The organism is Luteitalea pratensis, from assembly GCF_001618865.1.
GTDB lineage: Bacteria > Acidobacteriota > Vicinamibacteria > Vicinamibacterales > Vicinamibacteraceae > Luteitalea > Luteitalea pratensis.
In genome coordinates this window covers 1613530-1632689 of record NZ_CP015136.1, presented here as the reverse complement: position 1 = coordinate 1632689, position 19160 = coordinate 1613530, and the positions used below count along the sequence as shown (strand labels likewise).

Sequence of the window (19160 nt, the reverse complement as noted above, 5' to 3'; positions counted from 1 at the left end):
CTTATGGAAGAGGTGGCTCGCGCCGAGTGTCGCACAGATCGGCCAACTTCAACCGGCGGCCCAGGGGAGTCTCCCCGTTCCACAGCCGCGCCAGGGCACTGTTGATCAGCGCGACGGGTGGGCTGCTCGAAGTGTCGGCAGCGGTGAACGAACGGCCGCGCAGCACTGGCACCTGCACGGTGCTCAATGCACTGCCACTCGCTTCGTCGAGGCGAAGCCGCACGCGGTCAGAGCCGACGCCGCTGCCTGTGTCGAACAACACGGCGACCTCCGCGTCGCTGCTCACGAAAAGGTCAGTGATGACGTCCGTATCCTGCACCTCCGGCAGGGACGTCACCTCCTCGACCATCCGTTCGTAGAACTGCACGCGTTGCTCGGGTGTCTCGCGGTGCGTCGGCCAGGGTCGCCGAGGGCACACGCTCCGAGTTGAAACCTGGCTCGACGCGATGTACGGGACAACCCCCAACAGCGTCGAGCCGCCGCGGATTGTCCACAATCTCCCGTGTCGACTCTGACAGTCCCGGGGCGGGGGTGCGCTTGAACTCGTGGACACCTTCACAAAGGTGCGAGGGCTGGGATGACGTCACGGGCGCATCGCGAGCGGTGATTGTCCGGTGACTTCGCGAGCTTGAGAGCGCACCCGACAGACGTCCGCTCTCGCCGGCGCGGCGGACTGGGCCAAGGTTGCGCTCCTCGAGCGTACACTTTGCCCACCATGAGACGAGTTGCGACGCACGCGTGTGTGCTGGCGCTTCTGTGTGCGCCTGCTCTTGCCGCTCGGTATGCTGAGCCAGACACCGGGGTGGCCAGGCTGGTTGCGCTCGGCAGGTTGTGGGCGACCGTCAAGTATTTCCACCCAGGTGTGAGCGACGCCAATCCGGGTGACTGGGATACGGTACTTCTCGAAGCCATTCCCCGGGTGCAGGCGGCTCGTTCCACCGAGGAGTACGCCGCCGCTGTGCGCGGCATGCTCGAGAGTCTCGACGATTCGCTCACCAGAGTCGGCGAAGACGTCCCCGAACCGGCGGTGCCGAACTATGGATTTTCTTCGGTCGAGCGGCGTGGACGAGTGCTGCTCGTGACCAGCGGTCCTGTCGCGGGTGACCCCTTGGACACCGCGACGGCCGTCCGGGAACATTTCGGCCAAGCCGACGCGGTGATCTTCGACCTTCGCCCTGGCGCCGTGCATCCCTGGCTGTGGGATGCCCGCTGGTTTTCGAATGAACCGCTTCCCCACCCGGCGCATCGCTTCCGCCTGCATGCCGGCAATATCCCGATCCGGGGCGCACCGGACACACCGTTCTTCTCCGGTCTGGTGACACGCTCGGCCCCGCTGAGCCCAACGACGACAGGGGCCTCTGATATCCGCGCGGTCTTCGTCGTTCGGGACGGACACGCCTTGCCGTTGCTCGCGGCAGCGCTCCAGGATGTGGGCCGTGGCTGGATCGTCTCCGAGCAGTCCATCGATGACCGTGCGTTCGCGCGTCATGGATACGCACGCCACTACCGGATGTCGTTGGGGGAGAACCTGTCCGCCGTTGTGCGCACATCAGAAATGCTCCACCACGACGGCACCGTCGGATTGCTGGCGGATGCAGTCTCGCCGCCCGACGCCCTGGCGGTGGCGTTCGACGCCGCCCGCAAGTCCATCCCGCGGGCAACGCGACGAACGGCCAGGTCGGCGTATGAGGTCAAGCGTCCAGAGCTTGCGTATGGCGACGTGGCATTCCCGAGCGAACCACTGCGCCTATTGGCAGTGTTCCGCAGTTGGGCCGTCTTCGAGTGGCTCTATCCATATCGCAGCCTGATGGAGCGGGACTGGGATGCGGTACTTGAAGAGACCGTGCCGAAGGTGATGGCCGCGCACGATGCGCGGGCGTATCACCTGGCCATGGCAGAAATGATTGGGCATGTCGGCGACACGCACGCTGTCGTTGGCAGCGGTGAGCTGAACGAGTTCTGGGGCCCGGCCGCACCGGCTCTTGCCTTGAGGCCTGTCGAGGGCCGACCGGTCGTCGTGGCGATCACCGATCCATCGGCGGACCTCGGCGACGTCTCCATCGGGGACGTCGTGCTGGCGGTCGACAGTCAGCCGGCCGAATCGCGTCTCGCGACACTGACCCGCTATATCAGTGCATCAACGCCGCAGGCGCTTCGCCGCGACGCCGTGAACCGGTTGCTGCGCGGTGCCGACGGCAGTCTTGCCCGCATCCGCCTGCTCAAGCGCGACGGGAGTGAAAAGGACACAGCCCTCCCGCGCAGGCGCGACTTCCTTGCGCGCTCCTGGGCGCCGACCCCTGGCTCGGCAGTCACGGTGCTGCCTGAGAACATCGGGTACATCGACCTGCGAGTGCTGCAGCCGCACGACGTCGACAGCGCGTTCGCGAGCGTGCAGAACACGTCGGCCATCATCTTCGACATGCGCGGCTACCCCAACAATACGCGCTCAGCGATTGCCGCCAAGCTGACCAACCGGACCCGAATAGACGGGGCCACGATATCGATTCCGATTGCGTTCGAGCCGGGGTCGCAGACGGTCCAGAGTTTTCGTAGCGTCATCGAGCTGACACCCAGCAGCACGCCGTACCAGGGCCGAACGGTGATGCTGATCGACGATCGGGCCCAGAGTCAGTCCGAAGCGACTGCGCAGACGTTGCGAGCCGTTCACGGTACCCGCTTCGTTGGCACTGCCACTGCTGGCGCGAACGGGGAGGGCTCGAACTTCGCAGTGCCCGGTGGCATTCAGATCGGCATGACGGCCACGGCGGTGTCGAAGCTCGATGGCACGCAGCTGCAACGGATTGGTGTCACACCCGACATCGAAGTGCGGCCGACGATCGCCGGCATTCGCGCGGGACGGGATGAAGTACTCGAGCGCGCCGTCCAGTACGTGCGCGCCAACGGAAAGCCGTGAGCGTCCACCCCCGCGCGTGATGCGATCGGTGGACGAGTCCACTACGCGTTGCATGATGCCGCGCGTCGGCATCTCGCTGCTATTGCGAGTTCAGCGAACCTCCAGCTTCGACACGTTCCAGGCCGGCGGCATCACGGCCGAGCAGCATGGCACCGCAGCGCACCACAACAGGGTCGGCATGGAGGAACCAGTGCACGCCGTAGGCCTTGCGCTTGGTGATGATCGGCGCGAGGATTCGAACCTCTGACTTTGGCTCCGGAGGAATGTGGGGCGGAAACGCATCGCGCCGCCGTCGGTGATGGCCATGGAATCGAACACGCCAAGGGCTGATGCTCGGGTCGCCGTTGATCGTCTGGCGCCTGCCTCGGCCAAGATCGCCGTGTTCCGCTCGCTCTTCCGTGGCAGGGACGACGTCTACCCTCGCCGCTTCGAGAGCCGGAAGACCGGGCGATCCGGCTACGCACCCGCCTGTGCCCATGAGTGGGTGCGGGGCATCTGCGAGAAGCCGCGCATCAAGTGCGCGGAGTGTGCCCATCGACGGTTTCTCCCGGTGACCGACGAGGTCATCCGGTGGCATTTGTCCGGTCAAGACGCCGCGGGCCAGCCCTTTGTCGCTGGGGTGTATCCCCTGCTCCTGGACGAGACCTGCTTCTTCCTCGCTGCAGACTTCGACAAGACGACCTGGAGAGACGATGCGTTGGCGTATGCCAACGCCTGCAGGGCACTGGACGTGCCGGCGGCCATCGAGCGTTCGCGGTCGGGCCAGGGCGCACACGTCTGGATCTTCTTTGATGAAGCGCTTCCGGCTGCCCTGGCTCGCCGGCTCGGGACGCACCTCCTGACCGAGGCCATGGAGTCGCGCCCGGACATGGGCTTCGACTCGTACGACCGCCTCTTCCCGAATCAGGACACGCTTCCGAAGGGCGGCTTCGGCAACCTGATCGCGCTGCCGCTGCAGCGGCAACCACGCGCATTGGGCCACACGGTCTTCCTCACCGACGACCTCGAGCCGGTGGCCGATCAATGGGCGTACCTCGCGCGCGTTCGTAAGGCGCCGCGCACTCGCGTCGAAGCGGTCGTCCAGAACGCCGAACGCCACGGCCGCGTCATCGGCGTGCGGCTGCCGCCTGAGGACGAGGATGAGGCGACGCCGTGGACAGCACCACCATCGAAACGGCGAGGATCGACCGCGGTCGCTGGCACGTTGCCGGCCACGCTGGAACTGATCCTCGCCAACCAGGTGTATGTCGCGAAGGACGCGCTGCCTCCCGGCCTCCGGAATCACTTGTTGCGGCTGGCGGCCTTCCAGAATCCGGAGTTCTACAAGGCCCAGGCGATGCGGCTGTCGACGCACGACACGCCGCGAGTGATCGCGTGCGCCGAGGACCACGCGCAGCATATCGCGCTGCCACGAGGATGTCTGGATGACGTCCGCCAGTTGCTGGACGGTCTCGGCGTTCGCGCCACCGTCCGGGATGAGCGTCGCCGGGGCGGACCGCTCGACGTGGCATTCCAGGGCGAGTTGCGCCCTGAGCAGCGGGCCGCCGCCACTGCGATGATCGCTCACGACACGGGAGTACTCGCCGCCACGACGGCATTCGGCAAGACCGTCGTCGCGGCGTGGCTCATCGCGCAACGCCGCGTCAACACGCTGGTGTTGGTGCATCGGCGTCAGTTGCAGGATCAGTGGGTCGAGCGCCTGTCAGCCTTCCTCGCCATCGAGCCGAAGTCGATTGGGCGAATCGGCGGCGGCATGAACCGGCCGACCGGCCTGCTCGACGTCGCGCTCATCCAGAGCCTGGCCCGGAAGGGCGTCGTCGACGATCGCGTCGCTGACTACGGCCACGTGATCGTGGATGAGTGCCATCACCTGTCGGCGCACAGCTTCGAGCAGGTCGTCCGCCAGGCGAAGGCCAGGTACGTCGTCGGGCTCTCGGCGACGGTCGCGCGCAAGGACGGCCATCACCCGATCATCACCATGCAGTGTGGGCCCGTCAGGCATCACGTCAGCGCCCGGGCACAAGCGGCCGCGCGGCCCTTCGAGCACTACGTGCGCGTCCAGCCGACATCATTCCGATCGGCACGGCCGCCCGACACCGACAAGCGGGTGGAGTTCCACACGCTCTACCAGGAGTTGGTCGAGGACGGAACCCGCAATAGGCGCATCTGCGAGGATGTGCTCGAGGCCGTTCGCATGGGGCGGTCTCCCTTGCTGCTGACGGAACGGAACGACCATCTGGACCGGCTCGAACGCGACCTCGGGTCGCACGTCGAGCACCTCGTCGTTCTGAGAGCCGGCATGCGGAAGAAGCAGCGGCGGGCCCTCATGGAACGGCTGGCGGCGATCCCGCACGACGCGCCCAGGGTCATCCTTGCCACCGGGAAGTACATCGGTGAGGGGTTCGACGATGCGCGCCTCGACACGCTGTTCCTCACGCTGCCGGTGTCGTGGCGCGGGACCATCGCGCAGTATGCAGGACGCCTGCATCGACTCGCCGATGGCAAGCGCGAGGTGCAGATCTTCGACTACGCAGACCTCGATGTGCCGATGCTCGCGCGCATGTTCGATCGGCGGTGCCGCGGCTACGAGGCCGTGGGCTATACAGTGCTCCTGCCAGCCAGTGCGATCCCCGGATGGCCGGGCGATGTCGTGCTGCCATCGGACCCGGTCTGGAAGCGCGATTACTCTGGCAGCGTCCGACGACTCGTGCGTGACGGGGTCGACACCCCGCTGGCCAGCCTGTTCGTCCATGCGGCGCGCGACGTGTCGGCAGACGCCGAGGGCGCCGATCGCGCCCGCAGCGCCACCGAGGCGTTCCTCTATCGACGACTGCAGTCGCTACCCGAGACGCGGGGACGATTCACCGTCAACGAGTCGCTACCCGTCGCATTCGACGGAATGGCACGCCTCGAGGTGGATCTGCTGTGCACCGACGCGCGCGTGGCCGTCGAACTGGATGGCGCGCAGCACCTCGCGGATCCGGTGGCGTATCGACGCGACCGGCGGAAGGATCGCCTGCTTCAGGAGAGTGGGTACCTGGTCCTGCGCTTCCTCGCCGAGGATGTGGGCAAGGAACTGGACACGGTGCTCGACGATATCCTGCGAGCACTCGCCGCTCGGCGTGACCCGGAAGCGTAGGGGTGAGGACCTCACACTCGCAGCGGGCAAAGTGCTGCCGCACGGCGCGATCACGTTCAGCGGTGTCGCAGGATCGTCTAGCCATGACGTCATACGACTTCGATGAGCGTCTCTCCGCTCTGGAGCGCGGCCACAATGCGCCCCAGATCGGCTTCGACTCGGGCGAGCAAGGCGGCACGGCGCGTGTTGCCAAGCCAAGCCACACCACTGCAGGTCCACCGTGCAGCAGCAGGTGTATGGCGAAGTCTTCATCCTACGTGATGATGGCTGCACCGACTTCATTGGCGTAGGCGCGAATGGTCGGATCCGGAGCCGTCAAGACCCCGCAATCCGCAACGTGCTCGCAGAGGTGGCCGGCCGCGGCGATGCGGCGAGCGAGGGCGGGCGGGAGTTGGGCGTCGACGACGAAGCGCACCTAAACGCTCCGAAGCACCGGGTGGTCGTTCGACGATCACACTGAAGCGCTTCCCCGCAACCGGCGCACCGAGTCTTGCCCGATGGCGGCGGTCATGCGCGACTTCGGCAGCAGCGTGTAGACGTGCTCGAGCGTTTGCCCGTCCTCAAAGTACAGCGTGAGCTTCGCGCGGCCGGCGTAGGTCGAGGTGTTGGCGACCAGCACGTACGTCTAGCCCCTCCGACCTCGCCTTTCCCCATCGCCCGCGACGCCGGTCTCAATGGCGCCGCTCGAGTTGTGCGCCTCGTGCCAGCTGTTGCCGTCACCGGGCCACCACATCGCACGTTCCACCACCAGCGGTACACCGTTGGTCGACTCCACCGACGTGGACACCGCGACATCCGCCAAGGGTAGCCGGGCACGCCCGGGATCGTGTCGTCTGGAAATGAAGCGTTCGCCCCTGCCATTGGTTCTCGGACAGAGCGCGTGTAGCGGTGCCGCACCCTTCAGCGCCACCTGAGCTCGGAGAACGGACCGACTTGTCGGCGACCGCCACCCTCGCGCTGGCTCCAGGCCGAGCACACCGAATCGTTCATCGATTCGATGCGCGCGAGTTTGCTCTTAGCTGGGTCCACTGCTAAGGTTCCTATCGTTCCCTCTATTCCATCGGTGTTTCGCACTGGCGGAGCCACACCATGTCACTGAGTGCGTTCATCCATGAGCACCACGAACAAATCATCAGCGACTTTGCCGTGTTCGCCCGAACGCTGATGCCACCGGGCCCGGAGATGACCGATGTCGAGGTGCGCGACCACGCCGCGGACATCCTCACGGCGGTCGTTCACGACATGAGCATCGGGCAGACGTCTGCCGAGCAGTCCCTCAAATCACAAGGCGGAGGCGACCATGGAAGCCTCCGGGAAGCTTCACGCCGATGATCGGATCCACCACGGGTTCACGTTCCGGTCGGTGCTCGCGGAGTTTCGAGCTCTCCGCGCGACCGTGCTGCGGCTGTATGAGGAAAGCGGGCACTCAGACCTCACCGATGTCCGGCGATTCAATGAAGCGATTGACGAGACGATGACGGAGTCGATGGACCGCTTCGCGGTGCAGACCGACATGTTCCGCGATCAATTCATCGGTGTCCTGAGTCACGACCTCCGCACTCCGCTTGGCGCGATCACGGCCGGCGCCGCGCTTCTAGCCGCGCCCGACGACAATCCAGAACGACGCGCTCGGGTCGCGACGAGCGTGATGAGCAGCGCGCAACGCATGGGGCGCATGACTGGCGATCTCTTGGACCTGACCCGGACGAGGTTAGGTGGGTCAATTCCGCTAAAGCGGCGGCCCGCAAACCTTCAGCAGGTTTGCGAGGAAGCGATGATGGAGATTCGCGCGGGCCACTCCGAGGCAGTCGTGCAGTCGCGCGCGAGCGGTGATCTGTCGGGCGAATGGGATACGGACCGGCTGACGCAGGTCGTTTCGAACCTGGTCGGAAACGCGATACAGCACGGCAGTGGAACGCCCATCACCCTCACTGCTTCGGAGCAGGACGATTCGGTAACGCTGGCCGTGCACAACGGCGGCCCGCCCATTCCCTCGGAGCTCCTGCCCTTGGTGTTCGAACCGCTTACTCGCGGAGCCGCCGAGGCCGGGTCGCAGAGCATCGGCTTGGGCCTGTTCATAGCGCGGGCGATCGTGTCGGCGCACGGTGGACAAATTGACGTGCGTTCGTCGACCAATGAGGGGACGGCGTTCAACGTGACGTTGCCGAAGGCCCGGTAGCCACTGAGATGGCCGTCCAGTGGGCAGGTCGAATCGACGTCGACGTCGACGCCGGTCCGGCGCGTTTGGTCGCACTGGCCTCGTGCAGCGTTCCGAGATGTCTCGCGCCGGTGTCGCCGATCGTCGGGTCCGCTGCGCGATTTGTAGAACTGCGATCCGATAGACTCGCGCCCATGCCCCGGAAGGTGACAGCTCGTTTCATCGAGCCGATGCTGCTGCTGCGGACGGATGCGTTGCCGAAATAGCCGCCCACTGGGAGTATCAACTGAAGCTGGACGCTACCGGGCCATTGCCTTCAAGACGCGCGGATTCTTGCATCTTCGGTCCCGCAACGACAACGATTTCAGCATCCGCTATCCGGCGGTCGTCCAGGGCCTCCGAAGCTGCCTGATGAGACAGTGATCGACGGCGAAGTCATCGCCTCGATGAATTAACTCCATCGTGGAGTGGCGCTTCTGCCTTCAACGCCCCGTTTCGGCATGCGGTGCGTGCACCGGTTTGGATTCCGGCGACCATCGTTGTCGAAGGTAGACGGCGAGCCACACCATCGCCGCGATAGCGAGGAACTCACTCTGCCAGTTCTGAAACGACTCGAACCAGAAACGGGACGAAGTGACATAGTCGGTGAACGTCGGCTGAGGCTGATGGTGCAGGACTGCCTCGGCGGCATAGTCCGAAGAGCCGCCGAGCGCATGGCCGATCCACGACAGCAGGAACAGCAGAATGAATGCGAGCCCGAGCGAATGCTCATAGAGCCGCAGGATCCAGCCGCCCCGCCTGACTGGCCACGGAGCCTCGGGATCGTGTGCGAAGTCTCGGGGATCCGTGTCCACGAGCTCTTTCGCGCCCGGTCGTCTCGATTCCGGCGAACCCTTCTGTACGAGCCACGTCGTCAGCAAGACGAACACGGCCATCTGCAGGAATTCGCTCTCCCAGTTCTCAAAGAGGGCTTCCCATGGATGCCCCGTCGCCAGGTAGCCGGTGCTGCTCACGAGTGGCGCGCCGTGCTCGCGTTGTGTGGCGTTGTATTCGGACAGGCCCGTGACTATCTGTGCGGCGAGGGAGAGCAGAAACATCGCCATCAGCACCAGCGTCAATGCGCGATCACGAAACCACTTCACATGAGCCTCCTTGCTCGTAGACTGAAGCTCTGTCGTGCGCCGCGGTCCACTTCGACGAGCAGGTGTCAGAAGCCGAACGTGCCGGAGTGGCCCCCGGCGACGTCCGTCGAGCGGGATCATTTATGACGTCGATCGGCAGGAGCGCCGTGCCGACGACCGGGAGCATCTTGGGCAAAGCGTTTGGCCAAGGCCGAGCCCGGCTCCGCGGCGAGGGCCGGATCAAGACCACGACGCCACCTGTGCTAGCGCCTCGCGCCGGCTTTTTTGGCTTTCGCCGCAGCCGTCTTCTTCGCGCCAGCACCGACGGCGGCGGGCTCGTCTTCCTCTTCGTCGGGCTGCCCCGCTCCTGCGGCAGCCTGGTTGATCCCGCCCTCGGCCAGCGACGACAACTTCTCGTCCGCGGCTTTCTCCTCGTCGAGGGTTTCCTGCAGCAGGCGCGCCGCGTCCGTGTGGCCCATCGCGGTCGCCCACGCAACCAACGTGCCGTAGGCGGCCATCTCGTAGTGCTCGGCGCGCTGGCCGGACGCAATCAGGCAAGCGTCCATTGTTGTCTCGTCGAAGTCTTCCTCCATGACGGCCTTGCCTTCCTCGATGATCCCGGCGATCCCGTCGCAGTGCTTTCCGCGGACCTTTTCGTCCAGGCTCTCGAAGACCTGTTCCAGCCGTGCGATCTGGCGGCGCGTCTCCTCGAGGTGGCTTTCGAACGCCTGGCGCAGCGTCGGGTCGGAGGCTGCCTTTGCCAGTTTCGGCAGCGCCTTGGTCAACTGTTTCTCGGCGTCATACGTGTCGCGCAGTTCGTCGATGAATGCGTCGTGGAGCGTGCCTGCTTCAGCCATGGTCGAATCTCCTCTGTGTTGATCGTGAACAAGCGCGCATCTCACACGCGCGGTGGATCGGTCTCCCGAGCAAAGTGCCGATGCTTGGCCAGTGCCGCGACGAAGGCGTCAGTCGCGTCCGTCGCATCGGTCGTCGCCACGATGAGGCCGGGGTCGGCCGCGTCGGTCTCGATCCCGCACGCGGTGAGCAGCTGTGCACCCTCGCCGAAGGCCAGCAGGGGCTTGCAATGGCGGTATTGATCCTTGATGAACTCGAGTGTGCGCCCATCGGTCTGCAGCCGACGTACGGCGTCAGCGCCAGCAGGAAGCACCATCGCGTCGTAGAGCACCGATGGCGCCGCTTCGAGGCTCACGTCCACTTCGATGGCATCGCCTGATGTTGGTTCCACCGCGCCGAGCGCCGTGGACACAAAGCGGGCGACGGCACCTTCGGCGGTGAGGCGCTGGGCGAGCGCGACGAGCGAGGCTGCCTCGCAGCCATCGGCTACGACGATGGCGATCCGCCTGGCGCGAATGCTGCCGTCGCCGGGTCTGGCGAACAGTGACAAGGCGGGCGATGCGGTCACTTCGGGCGTGAGCTCGCGCGTCATCACCTTGGGCATCGGGGTGGGCATCTCCCGGATCCCGAGCCCTGTCGCGACGGCTTGTGCCAGGTCAGCGTCCACATGCATCAGGCCCGAGACCATGCGCTCGCGGACGGCGGGGGTCTGGACGCGGGACAACTCGAACCGGAACGCGTTGATGATGTGTTGCTTTTCGACGTCAGTCTGGCTGTTCCAGAACAACGTCGCTTGCGTGTAGTGGTCGGCGAATCGCTCCGCCTTCCCGCGAACCTTGTGGTCGTCGGCCTCTCGAGGTTCCGGGAAGGAGACCAACCCAGCGGCGCCGGCCTGGAAGGGACAGCCGCCCCCGAGCGAGTTCGGCTCGTAAGAGACGCGGCCCCGATGGATCGCCTGGCGGTGTATCCCGTCACGCTGGTTGTTGTGCACCTGGGCGATCGGCGCGTTGATCGGGATTTCGTGAAAGTTCGGACCGCCGAGCCGTGAAATCTGTGTGTCGACGTACGAATGAATGCGACCGGCCAGCAGCGGGTCGTTGGAGAAGTCGATGCCGGGCACGACGTGCGCCACGCAGAACGCCACTTGCTCGGTCTCCGCGAAGAAGTTGTCCGGATTCCGGTTCAGGACCATCCGGCCGACTGGCACGATCGGCACGAGCTCCTCCGGGACGATCTTCGTGGCGTCGAGGACGTCGAAGCTGAAGCCCTCCGCCTGCTCTTCGGTGAAGACCTGCAGCCCCAGCTCGTATTCCGGGTACGCCCCCGCCTCGATGGCTTCCCACAGGTCGCGGCGATGGAAATCCGGGTCCGCCCCGGAAATCTTGACGGCCTCATCCCAGACCAGCGAATGCGTGCCTGCCTTCGGGCTCCAGTGGAACTTGACGAAGTGCGACTCGCCCTCATCGTTGACCAGGCGGTAGGTATGGACGCCGAAACCCTGCATCGTCCGATAGCTGCGCGGGATGGCGCGGTCCGACATCGCCCACATCAGCATGTGGGTGATTTCCGGCATCAGCGACGCAAAGTCCCAGAACGTGTCGTGGGCTGTTCCCGCCTGCGGCATGGCGAAATGCGGCTCGGGCTTGGCGGCGTGCACGAGGTCGGGGAACTTCATCGCGTCCTGGATGAAGAAGACCGGGATGTTATTGCCCACCAGATCCCAGTTGCCTTGGTCGGTGTAGAACTTGACCGCGAACCCACGCACGTCCCGCGCCGTGTCAGTCGAGCCGCGTTCGCCGAGCACGGTCGAGAAGCGGACGAAGACCGGGGTCTGTTTCCCGACTTCGCCAAGGAGCGATGCGCGCGTGAACTCGGGAATCGCCTGGGTACACTCGAAGACGCCGTGCGCCGCGGAGCCGCGCGCGTGCACAATCCGCTCGGGGATACGCTCGTGATCGAAGTGCGTGATCTTCTCGCGAAGGATGAAGTCCTCGAGGAGGGTCGGTCCCCGCAGGCCTGCCTTCAGCGAGTGCTGATTGTCGGCGATAGGCACGCCCTGGTTGGTCGTGAGCACGCGGTTGGTTGAATCGACGCGTACGCGATCGAGCGGACCAACGGTCGGATTCTGCCCGATGTTGGGACTACCGCTGCCGACCTTGTCCGAACCGTTCCGCTCCGTGACCGTACTAGCCCCGACAATCGGATCGGCGGGCCTGACGGACGGCCCCTCAGGAGGAGCGAGCGCCGCGTCCGGATCATATTCGGCCGCCTTGTTGGGGTTGAAAGGAAACGCCGACGCGAGCTCCTGCGTGCCTGCCGCTTTCTCGGCGAGGATGTCGCCAGCACCTGACGCGTCTGGCTCGGCCGGACCGCTCGCGGTCGTTCGGCTATGACGTACGGTGCTCGTGTTTCTGGCGGTCATTGCGGGTCGAGATGATTTGGCCATATGCGGATCACTGCTGCCGAGAAGACGGGGGATCTGTATGGTCGGGCGCCGTCACGCCGGGTTTCATGGCGACCTTGATGCACGCGTCCTGTTTGTCGCGAAACGTGCGATACATGGCCGGCGCATCTTCGAGACCGATCCGGTGCGTGATGATGATGGAGGGATCGATTTCGCCGCGGTCAATACGCTCGAGCAAGATGGGCATGTACTTGTGCATGTGGGTCTGCCCCATCTTCAGCGTCAGCCCCTTCGCGAATGCGGCGCCCAAGGGAAACTTGTCGAGCCAGCCGCCATAGACGCCGGGAATCGGCCAGGGAGGGGGGGCGATCGTACAGAGCGACATCCATAGGTGTGTCAATGCAGCATTTTGCGTACCAGCCTTCGGGGTTCCGGCACCTCACGTCTGTTTGAGATCCTTGGGCAGGCGTGAATGACGCGCTCGCCTGCAATTTCTGCCGCAGATCGTTCGACAACGAGGATCGGCGCGGCCGGATGGTTGCGGAGACTGCTCGCTGCCCTGCGTGTCAATCGAACACGTTGCAGTAACCAAGGACAGGCCGCCGCTCGCGCTCATCGTCAGCACGTGGCGACCACACGATGGCTATTTCAAGACGAGGCCAATACACAGCTGCCGCGTGGCTTGTCCACTCGGATCACGAGTCACTGACTCCTGATCGATCATCCGCATTGGAGACCACGTTCCGACGGTCAATTGCGAGACGGGGACCCGGCTGGCACGTTCGAGCGCGGACAGGTCGGCGGACTGGGCCGCCTGCACAGCGGCCACGGTCCTGTCCTCGTTCTTCAGGTCGTCTGGTGGGAACATCGCGCGTCGCACATGAGCTCGACCGCCGGTGCTGAAGCGCGCGCACCGACATGGCTGAGAGCTATCGTGCCGCTTGAGGTCCAGCCGGGCTTTACGAACGTGACGTGTAGACCGAGGAGATCGGCTGAGCCACGGCGCGGCCTGAAACCGCTATCGCCGCAGTGCGCGCGCTGCACGCAGGATCACGCTGCATACGTAGTTGATGCGCGCACCATGAAGACTGCACTGCTCACCCGCAACAGACCTGGGTCCTCGAGTCTGTGCGTCCTCACGCGGCGGATTCGCGGGCCGTATCAGAAGCCTGCCGCATCGACGGCGACTTCCCGTGAAGCTCCAAGCAATCGAGGCCAGTGGCGGCAACAAACTTGCACTTCCACGCGGGGCTTCCCCAAACACCCGCGAGGAACACACGAGTGCACCAAACCACTTTGCAAGAACTATTTCTGGAAGAGTTGCGCGATTCCTACGACGCTGAACACCAGCTCTTGAAGGCACTGCCCGCGGTGGCGGCTGCGGCCAGCTCCTCTGAGCTACGAGCCGCAGTGGAAATGCATGCCAAGGAAACGCAGGGGCATGTCGACCGCCTTGACCGAGTGTTTGCGCTCGTGAATGAGACACCCCGGCGCCAACACTGCGACGGTATCGCCGGCATTCTCAAGGAGGGCGAGTCAGCCCTGAACGCTCCCCCTTCGGCGACCACCGACGCCCTCTTGATCGCTGAAGCGCAGCGGGTAGAACACTACGAGATTGCCGCGTACGGCACGCTGGTGGCGTGGGCCGGCACCTTGGGCCTTGCGGAAGCCGCCGAGCTCCTCGAGGAGACCCTCGAGGAGGAGAAGTTCACAGATGAGAAGCTGACGCAGTTGGCCACAAGCGACGTCAACGCTTCAGCCAACGCCTGACAGCCGACCGACCGACATGGGGCCACGCGGGGAACGCTGTCAACGCGCACAGGCGCGTCGTGTGGCACTCCTCACGGTTAGAAGGCTTCCGAGCTTCGCGGGAGGTTGATGAGGGCAAAAGCCCACTCGACCGAGGACTGGCACTTCAACGTGCGCAAGTCCTGCAACGAGTCGCTGCTCCGCCTTCATCTCTGGGGCGTGACCGGCGAGATCATGACAAGCGCGACGAGGTGTGGGAATTAGTCGGGGATCAGCCTGACATTGCAAACTTCGAAGGTCGCGAGTGAAGGCCGTCCCAGCATCTTGGGACGGCCTTTGCGTATTCCCGGGCCGCGCTACTTACAGGTCGAGGCAATCATCTTCAGATTGGTCACGCGCAGTGTGCCGGCAATCCCTGTTTGCGAGGCCATGGCACCCATGGCAGCCGTGCCGCCCGGGGCTGCACTCGCACCGCCAGCTGCGCCGCTACCCGTGCTCCCGCTGCCCGACGTACCTGGGCCGGCGTAGCCGCTGCTGCCACTACCGCCACCGGTGGCGCCGGCACCCGTCGTCGCGGTGCCACCAGTCACGCCCGACTGCGACATTCCGGAGTGACCCGCGGAAGTCGACGTCAGCGAGCCTGTCACCTCGATTTCGTGACCGACGTGCTTGGACAAGTCGGTCGAGGCATCTGCCATCAGGTGATAGACCTGACCTCCCTGCTGGCCGGCTGCGGATCTCTCGTCGGTCTGGCCCGCCGTCGCGCTGGGCATGCCGGTGCGTGCGCCACCGCCGTCTCCGCTCACGCGCAGGATGTACCCGCCGGCCCCAGCCGAGGCTGCATATCCAGCGGTGCGACCAGCCCCCGCGTCCTGTCCGCTCTGCGCGGTGGCGCCCTGGGTCTCTGCCGTCGCGCCGGTGCTGCCGGCCGCTCCGGTGCTGCCCGTGCTGGTGCTGCCTGTCGCCGTGCTTCCGGTGCTACTGGTGGTGGACCCGGCACTGCCCGGGGACGTGCCTTGGCTGCTCTTCCAATTCGTGCCCGTGCCCGACTGGAGGCACCCTTGCAGTGTGGTTTGCTGAGTTTTAGAAGTCTCGGCCCCCGCGGCCGGCGAGGCCGTCGACGCACCCTGCTGTTGAGCCAGTGCCGTCACGCTAGCCGCCACGGTAAACGCGGTCACAAAGTGAAATGAGCGCTTCATGCTTTTCCTCCGTTGTCGTGCGATGGTTCCGGCCGCGCGAGCGACCGTGGCCGTTGCGGTTCACCGCGAGCCGTAACCGCTCGGAACATGACTGTGCCAAGAGCAAGAAGTGGACCGCGCGCCTGCGTGCCTACAGGTGGTTGATGTTGGAAGCCGGGATGATGGTCGGCGAAACTTCCCGCAGTGAGGTCCTACAGCTCCATGCAAACCAACACAGCGTGGCTGCACGCAAGGCCCAGATGCAGACGCAGCCGTGCGAGCGCAGTCGAGATCGCGCCGGGAGACTGGCGAGAGTGGCTGAGGAGCGGACCGTGCGCGTTGCGCAGAGCGACCCTTCAAGGTAGACGTCCCCAGCGCGCGCTCCAGCTGCATGTCGTCTGATGTTGGAACAATTTGCGGCGATCGCTGACGCAGTCGGGACGCCCTTGGCAGCAAGGAGTACGGAATGAGTGACCAAAAGCTTATTCGGCTACCTGCGCCTCGCGCGCGACCACGGTTGACGTCACTCTCGGGTCGGATGCCGCCTCCGCCTCGGACGCCGACGTTCAGGCGCTGAAGCCAGGTTCTGATCGGTCGCACGCACTTGTCGCCAATCACGGCTCGGGCCTTGCATTCCCCCTCGTGTGCTCGAGACAGGATCGCTTTCAAAGTCAGAACTTGCGCGTCGCACGTGGCGCGAAGTCATAGATGACGACGTGCTCGGTCTAGCAGCTCAGCTGTCGTACTATTTCTTCCTCGCGCTATTTCCGGCGATCCTCTTTCTGCTTGCGCTCGCGAGCTTTTTTCCGCTGTCGAACCTCAGCGACGATATCGGCCGGTCCCTCGGCCCGTTTGTCTCAGCGCAGGTCCTCGGACTGATTCAAGAGCAACTGCGACGACTCGCCAACAACCAGAACGGCGGGTTGCTCACCGTCGGTGTTGCGGGTGCGTTGTGGAGTAGTTCGGCGGCGCTCGTCTCGATCGTCGGTGCGCTGAATCGCGCCTACGACATCGACGAAGGTCGGCCCTGGTGGAAAGTGCGCCTGGTCGCCATCGGGCTGACGCTGGGTGTCGCAGCGATCGTCCTGATTGCGTTGTCACTGGTTCTCGTCGGACCGACCGTCGCGGGATGGCTTGGACAGAGGACGGGCTGGGGGGCGCCCTTCGAGTGGGCGTGGCTCGTACTGCAGTGGCCACTCGTGTTCGCGTTGGTGACCACGGGGATTGGCCTCATGTACTACTTCGGGCCTGACGCGGACCAGGATTGGGCGTGGATTACACCAGGTGCCGTCGCCGCCACGCTGCTCTGGCTCGTGATCTCACTGCTGTTCAAGGTGTACGTGTCGAACTTTACGGATTATGAAGCGACCTACGGCACCGTTGGTGGGGTCATCGTCGTCTTGCTCTGGTTTTACGTATCCGGCATCGCCATCTTGACTGGCGCCGAGTTGAACGCCGAAATCGAACACGCCTCGCCGTACGGAAAGGCGCCAGGACAGAAGAACGCGCAGGGGACACGGCTTCTCGGCGCGCGCGCCGCACGAGCGTTCCGAGAGCGACAGGGCGACGCGCCGCCCGAGGTGCCAACGCCACCGTCCCCGCCGCCACCTCCGAAACGAGGATTGGGTGCGATGGTCGCTGGCGCGATGCTGCTGGCGAGGCGGTGGAATCGCACGCGGTGATGCTGGTTGTAGACCTTCATGCGAAACGAGGCACGAGTGGCCAAGACGAGTCCGAACAAGATTGCGAAGCGATCGACGACGAAGCGTGAGCTGATCGACCGGCACGGACAAGCGGTTCGTGAAACGCGCCAGTGATGGGACGTGGTCCGACATGGACGACGTGAGCCGGTCGTTGAGCGTTGACCGACAGCGCGCCGCGAAGACCGCGGTGATGCCTGGGCACGGCGACCAGGGCGACCGACGGCGGGTGGTGAAGAGGGCCGCGAAGAAGCGGTAAGGGGCGGGCCTGCAGCTGCCGAGAAGCTCCGTCGCTGCTCTGACGTGGCTCAGCGCGCCAGCGAAATCATTCCAGGGACCAGCGTCTTAACCCTTTGCCGCGGTCTTTTGCTCGCTGTGAGTGGCTTACTCTTCGCTTGGGAGCGACATCGATGTCTCCACCCCGACCGATTCGCTTCCGGGACCAGAGTGCGCTGTTCTGGGCCGATTTGGTGACGCCGGTAGCTGGCGCCACTCCCATCGAACCAGCCGGTTGCCATCCCGTTGCGATCAGGACTGAGTCCATGCCGCTCCGATCGGCGCAGGACGTCGTCATTGCGCGACAAACGGTGCGACGTCTGACCCAACAACTGGCGTTCCGGCTGGTCGATCAGACCAAGATGGTCACCGCGACCAGCGAGCTGGCACGCAACGCCGTCGTGTATGGCCTTGGTGGCACGATGGTTTGCGAGTTGCTGGCCGAGGGCGTCCGCAAGGGCCTGCGCCTGCAGTTCAACGACCAGGGGCCGGGGATTGCCGATGTCGCGCAGGCGATGAACGACGGCTGGACATCGGGCAAGGGCATGGGGCTTGGCCTGCCGGGCGCCAAGCGCCTCGTCAGCCACTTCTCGATCGAGTCCGTCCTCGGACGGGGGACGACGGTGACCATCGTCCGGTGGAATTGATGGACCCCCTGCAGCTGTGCATTCCGGTGTCGGACCGGAGCCAGATCGGCGAGGTCCGTCGTGCCATCTCGCGGATGGCGGACACGCTGGCGCTGTCGCCGTCACGACGGGGTGATGCCGCGATCGTCGCGACCGAACTGGCGACCAACCTCGTGCGCCACGCGCGCGACGGCCGGATGTTGCTGCAGGTGATATCGCACGGGGCGTCCGGCTGGCTGGAACTGCTGTCGGTGGACGGTGGCCCCGGGATGACCGACGTGCAGCGATGCCTGCAGGACGGATTCTCGACCGTCGGTACGCCGGGCAATGGGTTGGGTGCCGTGAAGCGGCTGTCGGATGAATTCGACGTCCACTCGACGCCAGGGAAGGGCACGGTGATCGTGTCGCGGATCGCCACCAGCACGGCGCCGTCCACCGGGTTCACGGTCGGCGCCGTTTGCCTGCCGTTTCCGGGCGAGGAGGTCTGCGGCGACACCTGGCGCAGCGTCGAGCGCGGGCAGGAGATCGCCGTGATGGTGGCTGACGGCCTCGGCCATGGGCCCGAGGCGGCTGTCGCCGCGCGCCTCGCGGGTGGCGCCTTCGAGGACGAACCGTTCGCCACGCCGGAGCAGTTCTACCAGCTGGCGCATCGGTCCCTCAAAGGGAGTCGTGGCGCGGCGCTGGCGCGGGCGATCATCGCCCGGTCGGGAGACGTGCAGTACTCCGGCATCGGCAACATCGCCGGGAGCCTGGTCAGCAGCGAACGCAGCCGCGGTCTTGCCAGCGAGAACGGGACGGTCGGCGTCCAGATCCGCAGCCATGTCTCCACGTACGCGCACGTGATGCCGGCGCCGGGTGTCTTGCTGATGCACTCGGACGGGATTACCAGCCGGTGGTCGTTCGACCCGTACCCGGGCCTGCTGCTGCGGCATCCGGCGGTGATCGCCGGCGTCCTCAGCCGCGACTTCGTGCGCGGTCGGGACGACGCGACGATCCTCGTAGTGAGCGGGTCGCGCAAGGGCGACGTCCATGTCTGAGGG

At 65.2% G+C, this 19160-nt stretch carries 17 protein-coding genes and 1 pseudogene; 10 read left to right on the top strand and 8 right to left on the bottom strand.

All coding sequences use genetic code 11. The features are described from left to right. Position 1: 1 nt before the first annotated feature. The gene (locus LuPra_RS06770; RefSeq protein WP_110170043.1) at positions 2-367 is read right to left on the bottom strand and encodes a hypothetical protein; all 366 of its coding nucleotides are present in this window, start codon (positions 365-367) and stop codon (positions 2-4) included. 348 nt (positions 368-715) lie between these two features. On the opposite strand from LuPra_RS06770, the gene LuPra_RS06765 reads away from it, so the two are divergent. The 3 genes from LuPra_RS06765 to LuPra_RS06755 all read left to right on the top strand — a co-directional run bounded on the left by LuPra_RS06765 (position 716) and on the right by LuPra_RS06755 (position 6053). Next, a complete protein-coding gene (locus tag LuPra_RS06765; RefSeq protein ID WP_110170042.1) occupies positions 716-2914 on the top strand; it encodes a S41 family peptidase in 2199 nt (732 codons plus the stop codon). Between the two features lie 52 nt (positions 2915-2966). Then, positions 2967-3161, top strand: a complete 195-nt coding sequence (locus tag LuPra_RS06760) for a hypothetical protein (protein WP_110170041.1) — start codon at positions 2967-2969, stop codon at positions 3159-3161. A gap of 132 nt (positions 3162-3293) precedes the next feature. Then, on the top strand, positions 3294-6053 hold the full coding sequence (locus tag LuPra_RS06755) for a TOTE conflict system archaeo-eukaryotic primase domain-containing protein (protein WP_237050848.1): 2760 nt from the start codon (positions 3294-3296) through the stop codon (positions 6051-6053). A gap of 253 nt (positions 6054-6306) precedes the next feature. On the opposite strand, the gene LuPra_RS33040 is transcribed toward LuPra_RS06755, so the two are convergent. Then, complete coding sequence (locus tag LuPra_RS33040; RefSeq protein ID WP_234800766.1) at positions 6307-6468, bottom strand: DUF5615 family PIN-like protein; 162 nt, start codon at positions 6466-6468, stop codon at positions 6307-6309. Positions 6469-6504: 36 nt separating this feature from the next. Next, positions 6505-6672 carry a hypothetical protein gene (locus tag LuPra_RS31645; protein WP_157898825.1) on the bottom strand — a complete coding sequence of 56 codons (168 nt, stop codon included), beginning with the start codon at positions 6670-6672 and terminating at the stop codon, positions 6505-6507. A 470-nt stretch (positions 6673-7142) separates the two neighbouring features. Here LuPra_RS31645 and LuPra_RS06745 point away from each other — a divergent pair, with 470 nt between their 5' ends. Both LuPra_RS06745 and LuPra_RS06740 read left to right on the top strand, forming a co-directional pair. Beyond that, complete coding sequence (locus LuPra_RS06745; protein ID WP_110170040.1) at positions 7143-7385, top strand: hypothetical protein; 243 nt, start codon at positions 7143-7145, stop codon at positions 7383-7385. Beyond that, positions 7354-8232, top strand: a complete 879-nt coding sequence (locus LuPra_RS06740) for a sensor histidine kinase (RefSeq protein WP_110170039.1) — start codon at positions 7354-7356, stop codon at positions 8230-8232. Before LuPra_RS06745 ends, LuPra_RS06740 begins: the two co-directional genes overlap by 32 nt. Positions 8233-8693: 461 nt before the next feature. On the opposite strand, the gene LuPra_RS06730 is transcribed toward LuPra_RS06740, so the two are convergent. From LuPra_RS06730 to LuPra_RS06715, 4 genes and pseudogenes are all read right to left on the bottom strand, one after another. After that, complete coding sequence (locus LuPra_RS06730) at positions 8694-9353, bottom strand: DUF6766 family protein (protein WP_418001398.1); 660 nt, start codon at positions 9351-9353, stop codon at positions 8694-8696. A 242-nt stretch (positions 9354-9595) separates the two neighbouring features. Continuing rightward, positions 9596-10189 (bottom strand): YciE/YciF ferroxidase family protein, encoded by a 594-nt coding sequence (locus LuPra_RS06725; protein WP_110170037.1) that lies wholly within the window; start codon positions 10187-10189, stop codon positions 9596-9598. Between the two features lie 41 nt (positions 10190-10230). After that, positions 10231-12609, bottom strand: a complete 2379-nt coding sequence (locus tag LuPra_RS06720; protein ID WP_234800765.1) for a catalase — start codon at positions 12607-12609, stop codon at positions 10231-10233. Positions 12610-12640: 31 nt separating this feature from the next. Then, positions 12641-12940 (bottom strand): annotated as a pseudogene (locus LuPra_RS06715) (hypothetical protein); the annotation flags it as partial. Between the two features lie 932 nt (positions 12941-13872). Between LuPra_RS06715 and LuPra_RS06705 the strand changes: the two are divergent. Beyond that, a complete protein-coding gene (locus LuPra_RS06705; protein ID WP_110170034.1) occupies positions 13873-14361 on the top strand; it encodes a YciE/YciF ferroxidase family protein in 489 nt (162 codons plus the stop codon). 335 nt (positions 14362-14696) lie between these two features. On the opposite strand, the gene LuPra_RS06700 is transcribed toward LuPra_RS06705, so the two are convergent. Then, positions 14697-15146 (bottom strand): hypothetical protein, encoded by a 450-nt coding sequence (locus LuPra_RS06700; RefSeq protein WP_110170033.1) that lies wholly within the window; start codon positions 15144-15146, stop codon positions 14697-14699. Positions 15147-15192: 46 nt separating this feature from the next. Here LuPra_RS06700 and LuPra_RS06695 point away from each other — a divergent pair, with 46 nt between their 5' ends. The 4 genes from LuPra_RS06695 (at position 15193) to LuPra_RS06675 (ending at position 19157) form a co-directional block, all read left to right on the top strand. Continuing rightward, a complete protein-coding gene (locus tag LuPra_RS06695; protein ID WP_157898824.1) occupies positions 15193-15420 on the top strand; it encodes a hypothetical protein in 228 nt (75 codons plus the stop codon). Between the two features lie 742 nt (positions 15421-16162). Further along, positions 16163-17200 (top strand): YihY/virulence factor BrkB family protein, encoded by a 1038-nt coding sequence (locus LuPra_RS06685; protein ID WP_257724491.1) that lies wholly within the window; start codon positions 16163-16165, stop codon positions 17198-17200. A gap of 545 nt (positions 17201-17745) precedes the next feature. After that, positions 17746-18141: an anti-sigma regulatory factor gene (locus tag LuPra_RS06680; RefSeq protein ID WP_110174561.1), complete on the top strand. Its 396-nt coding sequence runs from the start codon at positions 17746-17748 to the stop codon at positions 18139-18141. Beyond that, complete coding sequence (locus LuPra_RS06675; protein ID WP_110170029.1) at positions 18141-19157, top strand: ATP-binding SpoIIE family protein phosphatase; 1017 nt, start codon at positions 18141-18143, stop codon at positions 19155-19157. The genes LuPra_RS06680 and LuPra_RS06675 overlap by 1 nt, the downstream gene beginning before the upstream one ends. Positions 19158-19160: the final 3 nt, after the last annotated feature.